Source organism: Hydrogenophaga sp. ANAO-22 (assembly GCF_042466645.1).
Taxonomy (GTDB): domain Bacteria; phylum Pseudomonadota; class Gammaproteobacteria; order Burkholderiales; family Burkholderiaceae_C; genus Hydrogenophaga.
The window spans coordinates 2,440,874-2,454,958 of the sequence record NZ_CP159956.1 but is presented as its reverse complement, the minus strand read 5'-3'; the positions used below and the strand labels follow the sequence as shown (position 1 = coordinate 2,454,958).

The 14,085-nt window shown below is 69.2% G+C and carries 14 protein-coding genes; 11 read left to right on the top strand and 3 right to left on the bottom strand.

All coding sequences use genetic code 11. The annotated features are described in order from the left end of the window. Nucleotides 1-30: 30 nt before the first annotated feature. A complete protein-coding gene (locus ABSY19_RS11720) occupies nt 31-780 on the top strand; it encodes an SGNH/GDSL hydrolase family protein (protein ID WP_382162875.1) in 750 nt (249 codons plus the stop codon). Between the two features lie 13 nt (nt 781-793). On the opposite strand, the gene ABSY19_RS11715 is transcribed toward ABSY19_RS11720, so the two are convergent. Continuing rightward, nucleotides 794-1,096 (bottom strand): hypothetical protein, encoded by a 303-nt coding sequence (locus tag ABSY19_RS11715; protein WP_382162873.1) that lies wholly within the window; start codon nt 1,094-1,096, stop codon nt 794-796. A gap of 147 nt (nt 1,097-1,243) precedes the next feature. On the opposite strand from ABSY19_RS11715, the gene ABSY19_RS11710 reads away from it, so the two are divergent. Genes ABSY19_RS11710 through ABSY19_RS11675 form a run of 8 tightly spaced genes read left to right on the top strand, consistent with a single transcriptional unit; the run spans nt 1,244 to nt 8,441 of the window. Continuing rightward, complete coding sequence (locus tag ABSY19_RS11710) at nt 1,244-2,422, top strand: ABC transporter substrate-binding protein (protein WP_291117322.1); 1,179 nt, start codon at nt 1,244-1,246, stop codon at nt 2,420-2,422. Nucleotides 2,423-2,447: 25 nt separating this feature from the next. Then, complete coding sequence (locus tag ABSY19_RS11705) at nt 2,448-3,305, top strand: branched-chain amino acid ABC transporter permease (protein WP_382162870.1); 858 nt, start codon at nt 2,448-2,450, stop codon at nt 3,303-3,305. After that, the gene (locus ABSY19_RS11700) at nt 3,302-4,315 is read left to right on the top strand and encodes a branched-chain amino acid ABC transporter permease (RefSeq protein ID WP_382162867.1); all 1,014 of its coding nucleotides are present in this window, start codon (nt 3,302-3,304) and stop codon (nt 4,313-4,315) included. The genes ABSY19_RS11705 and ABSY19_RS11700 overlap by 4 nt, the downstream gene beginning before the upstream one ends. Beyond that, nucleotides 4,312-5,073 (top strand): ABC transporter ATP-binding protein, encoded by a 762-nt coding sequence (locus ABSY19_RS11695; RefSeq protein WP_382162864.1) that lies wholly within the window; start codon nt 4,312-4,314, stop codon nt 5,071-5,073. The genes ABSY19_RS11700 and ABSY19_RS11695 overlap by 4 nt, the downstream gene beginning before the upstream one ends. After that, a complete protein-coding gene (locus ABSY19_RS11690) occupies nt 5,066-5,767 on the top strand; it encodes an ABC transporter ATP-binding protein (RefSeq protein WP_382162861.1) in 702 nt (233 codons plus the stop codon). Before ABSY19_RS11695 ends, ABSY19_RS11690 begins: the two co-directional genes overlap by 8 nt. A gap of 22 nt (nt 5,768-5,789) precedes the next feature. Next, a complete protein-coding gene (locus tag ABSY19_RS11685; protein ID WP_382162858.1) occupies nt 5,790-6,350 on the top strand; it encodes a MarR family winged helix-turn-helix transcriptional regulator in 561 nt (186 codons plus the stop codon). Between the two features lie 3 nt (nt 6,351-6,353). Beyond that, nucleotides 6,354-7,310, top strand: coding sequence for a PDR/VanB family oxidoreductase (locus tag ABSY19_RS11680; RefSeq protein WP_382162855.1), 957 nt, complete (start codon nt 6,354-6,356; stop codon nt 7,308-7,310). Between the two features lie 36 nt (nt 7,311-7,346). Continuing rightward, nucleotides 7,347-8,441 (top strand): Rieske 2Fe-2S domain-containing protein, encoded by a 1,095-nt coding sequence (locus ABSY19_RS11675; RefSeq protein WP_382162852.1) that lies wholly within the window; start codon nt 7,347-7,349, stop codon nt 8,439-8,441. Between the two features lie 42 nt (nt 8,442-8,483). Here the strand turns inward: ABSY19_RS11675 and ABSY19_RS11670 are convergent, their stop codons facing one another. Then, nucleotides 8,484-10,697 carry a malate synthase G gene (locus ABSY19_RS11670; RefSeq protein ID WP_382162849.1) on the bottom strand — a complete coding sequence of 738 codons (2,214 nt, stop codon included), beginning with the start codon at nt 10,695-10,697 and terminating at the stop codon, nt 8,484-8,486. A gap of 379 nt (nt 10,698-11,076) precedes the next feature. Between ABSY19_RS11670 and ABSY19_RS11665 the strand changes: the two genes are divergently transcribed. After that, nucleotides 11,077-12,165: a porin gene (locus ABSY19_RS11665; protein ID WP_382162846.1), complete on the top strand. Its 1,089-nt coding sequence runs from the start codon at nt 11,077-11,079 to the stop codon at nt 12,163-12,165. A gap of 125 nt (nt 12,166-12,290) precedes the next feature. On the opposite strand, the gene ABSY19_RS11660 is transcribed toward ABSY19_RS11665, so the two are convergent. Continuing rightward, on the bottom strand, nt 12,291-13,037 hold the full coding sequence (locus tag ABSY19_RS11660; RefSeq protein ID WP_382162842.1) for an IclR family transcriptional regulator: 747 nt from the start codon (nt 13,035-13,037) through the stop codon (nt 12,291-12,293). Between the two features lie 108 nt (nt 13,038-13,145). Here ABSY19_RS11660 and ABSY19_RS11655 point away from each other — a divergent pair, with 108 nt between their 5' ends. Next, nucleotides 13,146-14,069 (top strand): hydroxymethylglutaryl-CoA lyase, encoded by a 924-nt coding sequence (locus tag ABSY19_RS11655; RefSeq protein ID WP_382162840.1) that lies wholly within the window; start codon nt 13,146-13,148, stop codon nt 14,067-14,069. Nucleotides 14,070-14,085: the final 16 nt, after the last annotated feature.

The window sequence follows — 14,085 nt, the reverse complement described above, 5'->3', positions numbered from 1 at the left end:
CCAGCGACGCCGGGGCATAGACTGGGCCGCATGAGTTCCCCGTCCTGGCCCGTGCTGCCCACCCTCATCGCCGTTCTGCTGGTGGTGCTGCTCGCGACCTCGGGTTGCGCGGTCTGGCGCATGGGCCAGGCCCGGGAGCTGGCCCAGCGCAGCGAGCCGCTGCAGCAGGCCCCGGCGGACGCCACGCTGCGCCTGCTCATCGTGGGCGACAGCACCGGCGTGGGCACCGGTGCCAGCGACCCGCGACACAGCCTGGCCGGCCTGCTGGCGCAGGCCTACCCGAGGCTGCACATCGACAACCGCGCCAGCGATGGCGCGACCTTCGCCCAGGTGATCGGCCAACTCGAGGCCGCCACCGCACGCCACGACCTGGTGCTGGTGCAGGCCGGCGGCAACGACGTGATCCGGCTGCGCGCGCTCGACGGCGTGCGCGCCGACATCGAGCGCGTGGCCGTGCTCGCCCGCGCGCGCGGCACTCGCGTGCTGCTCATGCCGGCGGGCAACGTGGGCAACGCGCCCTTTTTCTTCGCACCGGTGTCCTGGCTCATGAGCTCGCGCGCCCGTTCGATGCATGGCATCGTGCGCGAGGCCGCGGCGCGGCACGGGGCGGTGTACGTGAACCTGTTCAAGGAGAAGGCGGACGACCCGTTCGCCCAGCGGCCTGAGCTCAACGCGGCCGATGGCCTGCACCCCAGCGACGCGGGCTACCGCGTGTGGTTCGACGAACTCATGGCGCAAGGCCGGCTCGAGCCCGTGCTGGCGCCCGCGAAGGCGCGCTAGCGCTGCGGGGCCTTCAATCGGCTGGCGCGAAGTGCGCCAGCAGGGCCTCGCCCCAGGCCCAGGGGCCGGTGACCGTCAGCGTCACCGTGGTCCATTCACCGTCCGCCCGCACCTGCTCGTCGGCGTCCCAGGCGCCGCCCTCGTCGAGCGGGCCGCGCGGGCCTGGCGCGTGGGTCTCGGCCCAGTCCAGCACGGCGCGCACCTCGGTCATCACGTCGGGCAGCTGCGCGGCGCGCACGCTGGCCATGGCGTCCCAGGTGCCGGTGCCTTCGCCGTCGTCGCTGGCGTCAAAAAGCAGGTAGTTCATTGCGGGCATGGCGGCGAGCTTAGCCGGTCCACCGAACGCTGTTCAGGGTAAACCCGTATTTAGTTGATATTGCAACTGGTTGGCAATACAACCATAATTCGAGCCGTCAACACCGATGCCATTTCCCCCGAGTGGCGCAACAACCAGGAGACAGACATGTCCATCTCACGACGCGTTCTCTGCGGCACGGCCCTGGCGGCCGCCGTCCTGTCCACCGCGCCCGTCCACGCGCAGGACCCGGCGATCAAGGTGGGCGTCATCGGCCCGTTCTCCGGCCCGTTCGCGCACTACGGCACCTTGTTCAAGGCCGGCGTGGAGGCTTATGTGGCCAGCCAGGGCGGCAAGCTCGCGGGCAAGTCGGTGGAGTTCATCTACCGCGACACCGGCGGCCCGAACCCCGCCCAGACGCGGGTGCTGGCGCAGGAGCTGATCGTCAAGGACAAGGTGGATTACCTGGGTGGTTTTGTCTTCACGCCCAACGCGCTCGCGGTCGCGCCGCTGATCCAGCAGTCGCAGACGCCCACGGTCATCTTCAACGCGGCCACCTCGTCGATCACCGAGAAGTCCGAGTACTTCATCCGCAGCAGCTACACGCTGTGGCAGGTCACGGTGCCGCTGGCCCAGTGGGCCGCCAAGCAGGGCATCAAGAAGGTGGTGACGGCGGTGACGGACTACGGCCCGGGCCTGGACGGTGAAGCGGCGTTCAAGAGCGAATTCGTCAAGCAGGGCGGGACGGTGGTCGAGACCATCCGCATGCCCATCGCCACCACGGACTTCGGCCCGTTCGCGCAGCGCATCCGCGCCAGCGGCGCGCAGGCGGTCTACACCTTCCTGCCGGGCGGCCCGCCGAATCTCGGTTTCGTGAAGGCCTACAACGAGAACGGCCTGGCCAAGGCCGGCATCCAGTTCCTGGGCACCTCGGAAACGGACGAGTTCGACCTGCAGAAGTTCGGTGACTCGGCGCTCGGCCTCACGACCGCGTTCCACTATTCCGGCGCGCACGACTCGCCGGCGAACAAGGCCTTCGTCGCCGCGCTGAAGAAACAGAACCCGGCGGCGGTGGCCAACTACGCCTCGGTCGGCGCGTGGGACGGCATGCACGTCATCCACAAGATGATCGAGGCCACCGGCGGCCAGAAGAACGGCGCCAAGGCCCTGGCCGCGGCGCGCGAGCTGCAGTGGGAAAGCCCGCGCGGCCCGGTGCGCATCGACGCCAAGACGCGCCACATCACGCAGAACGTCTACCTGCGCAAGGTGGAGAAAGAGGGCGGCGTGCTGGTCAACAAGGAAGTGCAGAGCTTCGGACCGCAGACCGATCACGGCCTGAACCCCTGATGCGGCGGCTGATGGACGAAGCGACGTGATCACGTTCTCCAACATCCTGATCGACGGCCTGGCCTACGGCATGGTGCTGTTCGTCATCGCCGTCGGCCTGTCGGTCACGCTGGGGCTCATGCGCTTCGTGAACCTCAGCCATGGCGCCTTCGCCATGGTGGGCGGCTACTGCGTGGCCCTGCTGACGCGCGAGCTCCAGTGGAGTTTCTGGATCGCCGTGCCGCTGGCGGTGCTGGCCACCGGCCTGCTGGGCGCGCTGCTGGAAGCGCTGGTCCTGCGCCACCTGTACCAGCGCAAGGAGCTGGACCAGGTGCTCTTCACGATCGGCCTGACCTTCGTGCTGATCGCCTCGACCAATGCCCTGGTCGGCCCGCAGGTGCAGATGGTCCAGCTGCCGCCCTCGCTGTCGGGCTCGGTGGACCTGGGTTTCCGCACCCTGCCGGCCCAGCGCCTGCTCGTGATCGGCGTGGGCCTGGCCGTGGCCGTGCTGGCCGCGCTCACGGTGACGCGCACGCGCTTCGGCATCTGGCTGCGCGCGGCGGTGGACCACGCGGGCACGGCCTCGACGCTGGGCATTCCGATTCGCCGCGTGCAATGCCTGACCTTCGCCGCCGGTGCGGCGATGGCCGGCCTGGGCGGTGTGCTGGGCGCGGAGGTGATGCCGCTGGAGCCTTACTACGCGCTGAAGTACCTGGTGCTGGTGCTGGTCGTCGTGGCCGTGGGCGGCATGGGCAGCATCGCGGGCTCGCTGTGCGCGGCCATCGTGCTCGGCCTGATCGAGACCGCGAGCAAGTACCTGGCCTCGGACTGGGGCAGCCTTTTCTTCTTCGCCGCCATGGCCCTCTTTCTGGCCTGGCGTCCCAACGGACTGTTGAAACGATGAACGCCCTGTCCTTGTTCAAGACGCGCGCCCTCGCCAGCCCGCAGGACGGTGACGGCGATGCCGCCTCGCCGCGCTGCGCGCCGGCCTGGCGCGCGCCGCTGGTGATGCTGGCGCTGGGCCTGGCGGCCTGCCTGCTGCTGCCCGACCAGCTGGGGCTGCTGACGCGCATCTTCATCATGGGCCTCTTCGTGCTGTCGCTCGACCTGGTGGTGGGCATCGCCGGCCTGGCCACGCTGGGACACGCCGCGATGTTCGGCGTGGGCGCCTACGCGGCGGGCGTGTTCGCCTTGCGCGTGATGCCCGACCCGCTGGTGGGCCTGGCCGTCGGCGTGCTGGCGGGCGCCGTGCTCGCAGCGGCGACCGGGGCCTTCCTGCTGCGCTACCAGGGCTTCACCTTCCTCATGCTCACCGTGGCGGTGGCGCAGATGGTGCTGTCGCTGGCGCACAAGGCGCGCGACTGGACGGGCGGCGACGACGGCCTCTCGGGTTACGTGATGGGCCCGCTGCTGGGGCAGTTCCAATTCGACCTCGAAGGCCGGCTGGCCGCGTTCTACGCGCTGGCGGTGCTGGTGGTCTGCTTCTATGCCGCGCGCCGCCTGGTGGACTCGCCGTTCGGCATGGCCGTGCGCGGCATCCACGAAAACCGCGCCCGCATGGCCGCCCTGGGCACGCCGGTCTACCGCCGCCTCTGGGGCATGTACGCCGCCGCGGGCGCGCTGGCCGGCGCGGCCGGGGCGCTCTCCGCGCAGACCACCGCCGTGGTGGGCCTGGACAGCCTGTCGTTCTCCCTCTCCGCCGAAGCCCTGGTCATGCTGATCCTGGGCGGCGCCGGGCGCCTGAGCGGCGCCCTGGTGGGCGCGGCGGTGTTCCTGGTGCTGCACCACACCGCGGCCTCGATCAACCCCTACCACTGGTTGTTCGTGGTGGGCGGCCTGCTGATGCTGGTGGTGCGGGTGTCGCCCGCGAAGGCCGTGGCCTGGCTGCGCAACCGCTGGGGAGGCCGCCCATGAGCCACCTGCTCGAACTGCGCCACCTGGACAAGCGCTTCGGCGGCATCCACGTGACGCGCGACGTCTCCTTCCGGCTCGCGCCGGGCGACCGCCTGGCCCTCATCGGTCCCAACGGCGCGGGCAAGACCACGCTGGTGAACCAGATCAGCGGGGTGTTCCCCGCCGACAGCGGCGAGATCTGGCTGCGCGGCGAGAACGTGTCGCGCCTGAGCCAGGCCCAGCGCGTGCGCGCCGGCCTGGCCCGCACCTTCCAGATCACCACGCTGGCGCCGCACTTCCCGGTGCAGCGCCAGATCGAACTCGCCCTGTTCGAGCGCGAAGGGCTCGGCGGGTGCTTCTGGCGCGGCATCGACAGCTTCCCCGCGCTCCAGACCGAGGCCCGGGCGCTGCTGGGCCGCTTCGGCCTGCAAGGGCAGGCCGCCACGCCGACGCAGGACCTGGCCTATGGCGAACAACGCCTGATCGAGATGGCGCTGGCCATGGCGCTGCGGCCCCAGGTGCTGCTGCTGGACGAACCCATGGCCGGCGTGCCCAAGGGCGACGGCGAGCGCCTGCTCGCCGCGCTCGATGCCCTGCCGCGGGACCTCGCTGTGCTGATCATCGAACACGACATGGACCTGGTGTTCCGCTTCGCCAGCCGCATCCTGGTGCTCGCCGAGGGCGCGGTGCTGGCCGACGGCACGCCGGACGAGATCCGCCGCGATCCCCTGGTCCGCGCGGCCTACCTGGGTCATGGGGAGGCGACACGGCATGCTTGAAGTCAAAGACGCCACGGCCGGTTACGGCCCCACGACGGTGCTCAACGGCCTGTCGTTCGAGGTCGCCGCCGGCGAGCGCCTGGCCATGATCGGGCGCAACGGCGTGGGCAAGACCACGGCGCTGCGCGCCGTCATGGGCCTGGTGCCGCTGCGCGCCGGCACCATCACCTTCCAGGGCGAGGACGTCACGCGGCTGTCCGCGCACCAGCGCGCGCAGCGCGGCCTGGGCTACGTGCCCCAGACCCGCGACGTGTTTCCCTCGCTGAGCGTCGAGGAGAACCTGCTCGCGGGCCTCAAGCACCGCCCGCGCGCCGCGCTCAGCGAGGCCTACGAGCTGTTCCCGCGCCTGGCCGAGCGCCGCCGCAACGGAGGCGCCCAGCTCTCGGGGGGCGAGCAGCAGATGCTTTCGGTGGCGCGCGCCCTGCTGGGCCAGCCCCGGCTGATCCTGCTGGACGAGCCCCTCGAAGGCCTGGCGCCGCTGATTCGCCTGGACCTGTTGCGCGCCTTCGGCGAGATGAGCCGGCAGACCGGCATCGCGGTCGTCATCGTGGAACAGCAGGTCGACGAGGCCCTGGCCTACGCGGGCCGGGCGGTGGTGCTGGACCACGGTGTGGTGGTGCACGGCGCACCCGCCGACGAGCTGGCGCGCGACACCGCGGCGCTGGAGCGCTGGGTCGGGATGGCGGTGCATTGACATGGGTGTCCAGAATAGAGGCATGAAAACCTCCAAATCCCTCCCCGCCGTCAGCGATCCGCTCAAGCAGATCGACCTCGACCACTACGTCCCGGCCTACCTGACCTGGACCGCCAACAAGCTCTCGCGCGGTGCGTCCCAGCACTACCTGAAGATCTTCGGGGTGGGCATCGAGACCTGGCGCTGCCTGGTGCTGCTGGCCATCGAAGGTTCGATCTCCGCGCAGCAGGTCTCGCGCGTCATCGGCATGGACAAGGCCTCGGTCAGCCGCTGCTTCAAGTCCATGCAGGAAAGTGGCTTCATCCGCATCGAGCTGGACCCGCGCGACGGTCGGGCCCGGATCGCAGTGCTGACCGCCAAGGGCCGCGCCATGCACGATCAGATCCGCGAAGTGGCGCTCGAACGCGAGCGCGCTTTCCTCGAGGTGTTGTCCGCCGACGAAGCCGAGACCCTGCTGGTGCTGCTGCGCCGCCTGCACGAAAACCTGCCGGCCGTGGAAACCGCGACCCAGCGCTTCGTGGAGCAGAAGTACGCCAAAACCCGCAAACCGCCGCGAAAACCGGCGCCCCCCGAAAGCGACTGAGACATGGTGGAACTGGACGTCAGGGTGCGCGCGCGCCAACCGGAGGCCGACGGCATCTGCAGCTTCGACCTGGAGCCCATCGGGGCGAACGAGCTGCCGGCCTTCCGCCCCGGGGCCCACATCGACGTCCAGGTCGCGCCCGGCCTGATCCGCCAGTACTCGCTCTGCGGCCACCCGCAGGAGCGGCGCAGCTGGCGCATCGGCGTGCTGCGCGAACCGCAGTCGCGCGGCGGCTCGGCCGGCCTGCACGACCGGGTGCAGGTGGGCGCGGTGCTCAAGGTGAGCGCGCCGCGCAACCTGTTCGAGCTGGTCGAGGCCCCGCACAGCGTGCTGGTGGCCGGCGGCATCGGCGTCACGCCCATCCTGTCGATGGCGCAGCACCTGCAGGAGACCGGCCGCTCTTTCGAGATGCACTACTGCGCGCGCTCGCCCGAGCGCATGGCGTTTCGCGGGCAGATCGAAGCCGGGCCGCTGGCCGGGCACACGCGGCTCTATTTCAGCGACGCGCCGTCGCCCCAGGCCTTCGACGCCCCGGCTCTGCTGCGGGCCGCGCCCGAAGGCGCGCACCTCTACGTGTGCGGCCCCGCCGGCTTCATGGACTTCGTGCTCTCGGCCGCGCGCGCGGCCGGCTGGGCCGAGGCGCGCCTGCACCGCGAGCACTTCGCGGGCACCGTGGCCGACAGCACCGCTGACCAGGCCTTCCAGATCCGCCTGCAACGCAGCGGCGCCACGCTCGACGTGCCGGTGGGCGTGAGCGCGCTCCAGGTGCTGCTGGACCACGGCGCGGACGTGAACTACGCGTGCGAGGCCGGTGTCTGCGGCAGCTGCCTCACCCGCGTGCTCGAGGGCACGCCCGACCACCGCGACAGCTGCCTGATGGACGCGGAGCGCGCCGCCAACGACCAGTTCACGCCCTGCTGTTCCCGCTCGAAATCCCCCACGCTGGTCCTCGACCTGTGAGACCGACCGCCTGACCGTCACCCAAGGAGACCCCCCATGAACGCCGATTGCATCGCCATCCAACCGATCCCGCCCGCCGCCGCCAGCCGCGGTCGCTTTCCGCTGAACCAGTGGTACATGGCCGGCTTCTCCAGCGACCTGACCGACAAGCCCGTGGGCCGCACCTTCCTGAACCAGAAGGTCGTGCTGTTCCGCACCGGCGAAGGCCAGGTCGCCGCGCTGGAAGACCGCTGCTGCCACCGCTCGCTGCCGCTGTCGTGCGGCTCGGTCGAGGCCTCGGGCGTGCGCTGCGGCTACCACGGCATGCTGTACGCGCCCACGGGCGTGTGCATCGAGATTCCGGGGCAGGACCGCATTCCGGGCAAGGCCCGGGTCAAGGCCTACCACGTCGCCGAGAAGAACCACATCCTCTGGATCTGGATGCCGAAGGAAGAGGGCGGCGCACCCACCGTCGAGGCGCCCGACTACCCCTGGCACGACGACCCGCGCTACAAGTTCGGCTCGGGCCAGTACCACTACAACGCGCCCTGGCAGCTGATCCACGACAACCTGCTGGACCTGAGCCACCTCGGCTACGTGCACCTCAAGACCATCGGCGGCAACGCCCGGCTGCACATGAGCGCCAAGATGAACGTCACGCAGGACGGTGACAAGGTCAAGGTGGTGCGCCTCATGCCCGGCTCCACGCCGCCGCCGACCTACAAGGCCGCCTGGCCTTTCGGCGAGACCTGCGACCGCTGGCAGGAAATCGAGTTCGAGCTCTCGCACCTCAGGATCTGGACCGGCGCCGTCGAGCCCGGCACCGACGCCATCGACGACCCCGAGCGCGGCGGCTTCCACATGCGCGGCCTGCACGGCATCACGCCCGAGACCGAGGAGACCTGCCACTACTTCTGGAGCATGTCCAGCACCCGGCACCCCGACATGCCGGAGAACATCGAGGCCGTCATCGAACAGACCGCCTTCACCTTCGACGAAGACCGCGTGGTGATCGAAGAGCAGTACCGCAACATGCAGCGCTTCGGCGGCAAGCCCAGCTGGATCGACATCCACGTCGACGTGGGGGGCAACCGCGCGCGCCGCATCGTCGAGCGCCTGACCGCGGCATCGGCCGACCCGCAGCCAGCCTGAGTTCCGCAAGAAAAAAGCCCGCCGGGTGGCGGGCTTTCAGGGTCAGGCCGAGGCCTTGACCTTCAGGCGCCAGGCGTGCAGCAGCGGCTCGGTGTAGCCGCTGGGCTGCTCCTTGCCCTTGAACACCAGGTCCAGCGCGGCGAGGTAGGCCTTGCTGGTCTTGAAGTTGCCAGCCATCTTCTTGTACAGCGGATCGCCGGCATTCTGGCCGTCCACCACGGCGGCCATGCGCTCGAAGGTGTCGCGCACCTGCTTCTCGCTCACGATGCCGTGGTGCAGCCAGTTGGCGATGTGCTGGCTGGAAATGCGCAGCGTCGCGCGGTCTTCCATCAGGCCCACGTTGTGGATGTCGGGCACCTTGGAGCAGCCCACGCCCTGGTCCACCCAGCGCACCACGTAACCCAGGATGCCCTGCACGTTGTTGTCCAGCTCCTGCTGCTTCTCGGCCGCGCTCCAGTTCGGGTTGCTGCTCACGGGCACCGTCAGCAGGCCGGTCAGCAGGTTGTCGCGTTCGGCGTTGGCGTCGATCTTCTCCAGGTCCTTCTGCACGTCCGACACCAGCACCTGGTGGTAGTGCAGCGCGTGCAGCGTGGCGCCGGTGGGGCTGGGCACCCAGGCGGTGTTGGCGCCGGCCTTGGGGTGGGCGATCTTCTGGCGCAGCATCTCGGCCATCAGGTCGGGCATGGCCCACATGCCCTTGCCGATCTGCGCCTTGCCGCGCAGGCCGCACGAGAGGCCCACGATCACGTTGTTCTTCTCGTAGCTCTGGATCCAGGCGCTGGCCTTCATGTCGCCCTTGCGCACCATGGGGCCGGCCAGCATGGCGGTGTGCATCTCGTCGCCGGTGCGGTCCAGGAAGCCGGTGTTGATGAAGGCCACGCGGCTCGCGGCCGCGCCGATGCAGGCCTTGAGGTTGATGGAGGTGCGGCGCTCCTCGTCCATGATGCCCAGCTTGACCGTGCTGTCCTTGAGGCCCAGCACCTTTTCCACGCGGCCGAACAGCTCGGCGGCGAACTCCACTTCGCGCGGGCCGTGCATCTTGGGCTTGACGATGTAGACCGAGCCTTTGCGCGAGTTGCGGATCGCGTCCTTCTTCGTGCGCTTGAGGTCGTGCAGGGCGATGGTGGTGGTCACCATCGCGTCCAGGATGCCCTCGGGGATTTCCTTGTCGTCCGCGCCCCAGAGCACGGCGGGGTTGGTCATCAGGTGACCCACGTTGCGCACGAACATGAGCGAGCGGCCGTGCAGGCGCACGCCGTTCTTCTTGCCGTTGGGCGCGGTGTATTCGCGGTCGCCATTGAGGCCGCGCGTGAAGGTCTTGCCCGCCTTGGTGACGGACTCGGTGAGCGTGCCCTGCAGGATGCCCAGCCAGTTGCGGTAGGCCAGCACCTTGTCCTCGGCGTCCACGGCGGCCACGGAGTCTTCCAGGTCCAGGATGGTCGAGAGCGCGGCTTCCACCACCAGGTCGCTCACGCCAGCGGCGTCGCCCTTGCCGATGGCCGTGCTGCGGTCGATCTGGATCTCCAGATGCAGACCGTTGTGCGCGAGCAGCACGGCGCTGGGGCTCTTGGCCTCACCCTGGTAGCCCACGAACTGCGACTTGTCGGCCAGCTTGCTGGTGCCGCCGTCGGCCAGCGTCACCACCAGTTCGCCGTCCTTGTTGATGCGGTAGCCGATCGAGCCCACGTGCGAGCCCTTCTTCAGCGGCGCGGTGCGGTCCAGCACGTAACGCGCGTACTCGATGACCTTGGCTCCGCGCTTGGGGTTGTAGCCGCCCTTGGGGCCGGCCTTGCCGCAGCCCTTGTCTTCCGAAATCACGTCCGTGCCGTACAGCGCGTCGTACAGCGAGCCCCAGCGCGCGTTGGCCGCGTTGAGCGCGTAGCGCGCGTTCAGGATCGGCACCACCAGCTGCGGGCCGGCCTGCACGGCCAGCTCGTCGTCCACATTCCTGGTCGTGGCCTTCACGTTCTTGGGCTGGGGCACCAGGTAGCCGATGGTTTCCAGGAACTTGCGGTAGCCCGCCATGTCGCGGATCGGGCCCGGGTTGGCCGCGTGCCAGGTGTCCAGCTCGGTCTGCAGGCGATCGCGCTCGCCCAGCAGGGCCGCGTTCTTGGGCGCCAGGTCCGCCACGATGCCGTCGAAGCCCTGCCAGAAGTCCGCTTCGCTCACGCCGGTGCCGGGCAGCACCTGCTGGTTGATGAAGTTGAACAGTTCGGTGGCGACCTTCAGGCCGTGGATCTGGGTGCGTGCGGTCATGGAAAGCTCCGTCTGGGCGAAAAGTGGGGGTGCCCGCACTGGCGCGGGCGTGAGCGAACTGTATTCCATACCCACGTCAGCATTAATTCGATTTTTCTTCACGGATCAGTGACTTGACTGGGGGTAATGGGCCCCGAATGGGCATATCGTGCCGCTTTGCCGTGATCGGATGAATTCTTTTGGTTGAAGAATTTCTGCACTTCGATCCGGATTTGAGCCAACTCATTCCTTGTTTGTAATTCTTTGGGTCTAAATCCCTAGATTCCGGGTTCTTCCGAAATTCGGCGCGCAACACCGTGTGCGTGTCCGTTAAGAGGCCACCGGTGGCTCACAAGGCGCTCGCTGGTGGCATGTGTTGAACCCATCTCAAATCTCAAAAATGACACTCTTGAAAAAGACGGCGGTCGCCCTGGCCGCTTTCGGTGCCCTGACCGGGGTCGCCCACGCCCAATCCAACGTCACGCTGTATGGCCTGGTGGACCTCTATGTGGGGAAGAACACCACCAGGACCACGGTGGCCGGCGTCAGCACCCGCACCGGCCCAGGCACGAGCCTGACGAGCGGCGGCCTGAACGGCAGCCGTTGGGGCCTGCGGGGAACGGAAGACCTGGGGGGTGGCCTGAAGGCCACGTTCCAGCTGGAGTCCGGTTTCAACGCCGACACCGGCACCAGCGCCGTGGCCGGCGGTGGCTTCAACCGCACCAGCAAGGCGGGCCTGAGCGGGGGCTTCGGTTCCTTTGAAATGGGCCGCCAATACACGCAGATGTTCCTGCTGATGGACCGGTTCGATGCCCAGGGCACCTCCAGCTTCTCCGCCACCAACGCCATCTTCGGCCCGGCGCCTGCGGGCGCGCTCCCCGGCACGACACCAGCGGCGGTCGGTGCGCTGTCCCCGGCCCTTCGCCGTGACAACATGCTGCAGTACACCACGCCGAACATGGGCGGCTTCACCGGCGCCCTGCAATATGCCTTCGGCGAAAACGGTGGTCCCGGCGTCTCGGCAGGCCGCACGATGGGCCTGTCGGCCCTCTACGAAGGTGGTCCGGTCGCGGTGCAGGGGGTGTATGAGGCCGTCAAGAGTGCCGGTCCGGCCGCCACGACGGCCAAGTCCACCGGCCTGGGGGTGAGCTACGACTTCACCGCGGTGAAGGTGCTGGCCCAGTTCGTCAACCAGAAGAACGGCCTGGCCAACGGCATCAAGGACAGCGGCTTTGTGCTGAGCGTGGCCGTTCCGGTGGGCTCGGCCGGCAGCCTCAACGCGGGCATCGGCAGCGAGAAAACCAAGGCGGTCGCGACCGGCCTGCGCGTCGGCAAGACCACCTCCGCCAGCGTCGAATACCGCCACGATCTGAGCAAGCGCACCACCATGTACGCGGGCCTGACGAACGTGAAGTTCGAGAGGGAATCGGCGCCGGTCAGCACGTTGAAGGACCAAACCTACGGCGTGGGCCTGCGTCACCGGTTCTGAGCAGGACAAGGGTCAACACCTGGTCGCTGGGGGCCAGGTGCTGGAATTGCCCACCGCCATCCGGCGGTGGGCTTTTTTTTGTTCTCTTTCCGTCGAGCGGTCCGTGTCGATCCGGCGCCCGGTGATCAACCGACCCGCCCGCTCAGCTGCCGCGCCGCCGCCAGCACCTTGCCCACGTGCCGCTCATCGAACCGGTGTGCCGGCATCGTGAGCGTGAGGGAGGCGGCGATCGAGCCGTCCGCGTGGAACACCGGTGCCGAAATGCCGGCCACCTCGGCCAGGCGGTCGCCCACGGCGGTCATGAAGCCATCGGTGCGGATGCGCGCCAATACGCGCTTGTCGGCCGGCGTGGGCTTGCGGCTGTCGTCGCCCGCGCCGAACGCCGAGAGCACGCGCCCGCCCGTGCCCTGGTGCAGCGGCAGCACGTCGCCCGCGCGGATGTGGTCGCGCACCGGGTGGGGTGAGTCCACACGGTAGAGGCACAGCCGCGTCTGGTTCGGCGCCTGGCCCTGGCGCACGTGGTAGGCCGCGCTCTCGCCGGTGGCCGACACCAGCTGGCGCAGCACCGGCATGACGACCCGGTCCAGCGAAAAGGAGGCCGCGTAGATGCCGTGCAGCCGCGCCACCTCGCCGCCCAGGGCGTAGCGCCCGTCGTCCAGCCGCTGCAGCAGGTGCGCGTGTTCGAGCGAGGCGAGCAGGCGCAGCGCGGTGCTCTTGTGCAGTTGGGTGCGCTCGGCCAGCTCGGCCAGCGACAACGAGGCGTCGCCCGCGCGGAACGCGCCCAGCAGCGAGAGCGCGCGGTCCACCGCGGCGGTGCCGCCGGTGGCGGCGTTGGCGTCGGCCAAGGAAGGAGTCTGCGCTTTGCGGGGCATGAACGGAGGAGGAAGGGGCTTGGTTGACAGGACGGAAGTGATCTGCGATTCTTTCAATAGAAAGAATATCGTTCTATCTTGTAAAACGCAAGCAACCCGGCTTCTTCCATGCAAAACGCCCCCGAAGTCCTCATCAGCGAAGTCGGCCCGCGCGACGGCCTGCAGTCCGTGAAGGCCACCATGCCCACGGCCGACAAGCTTCGCTGGATCGATGCGCTCGTGGCCGCCGGCCTGCGCGAGATCGAGGTCGGCTCCTTCGTGCCCGCCAAGCTGCTGCCGCAGATGGCCGACGTGGTCGACGTGGTGCGCCACGCCCTGCGGCACCAGGGCATCACCGTGATGGCCCTGGTGCCCAACCGGCGCGGGGCCGAGGCCGCGCTGGCCTCGGGCGTGCACAAGATCACCCTGCCGGTGTCGGCGAGCGAGGCGCATTCGCTGGCCAACGTGCGCAAGACGCGCGAGCAGATGGTGGACGAGCTGCGCGAGGTGCACGCGCTGCGCCGCGACACCGCGCCCGGCGTGGCGATGGAGGTGGGCCTGTCCACCGCCTTCGGCTGCACGCTGCAGGGCGTGGTGGACGAAGACGAGGTGATCCGCCTGGCCGTGGCCTGCGTAAAGGCGGGCGTGGACGAGGTGGGCCTGTCCGACACCACCGGCATGGCCAACCCCGCGCAGGTGCGCCGCCTGTTCACGCGCCTGCGCGCCGAGCTGGGCGAGCGCGCGGGCGCGGCCCACATGCACAACACGCGCGGCCTCGGGCTGGCCAACTGCCTGGCCGCGTTCGACGTGGGCGTGCGCACCTTCGACGCCTCGCTCGGCGGCCTCGGCGGTTGCCCCTACGCGCCAGGGGCCTCCGGCAACGTGGTCACCGAAGACCTGGTCTTCATGTTCGAGGCCATGGGCGTGCGCACCGGCATCGATCTTTCGACCCTCATCGCCGCGCGCGATCCCCTGCGCGCCGGCCTGCCCGGCGAGCCGGTGTACGGCATGACGCCCGAAGCCGGCCTGCCCAAGGGCTGGCGCGCTGCCTGAAACTTCTCCACCCCTG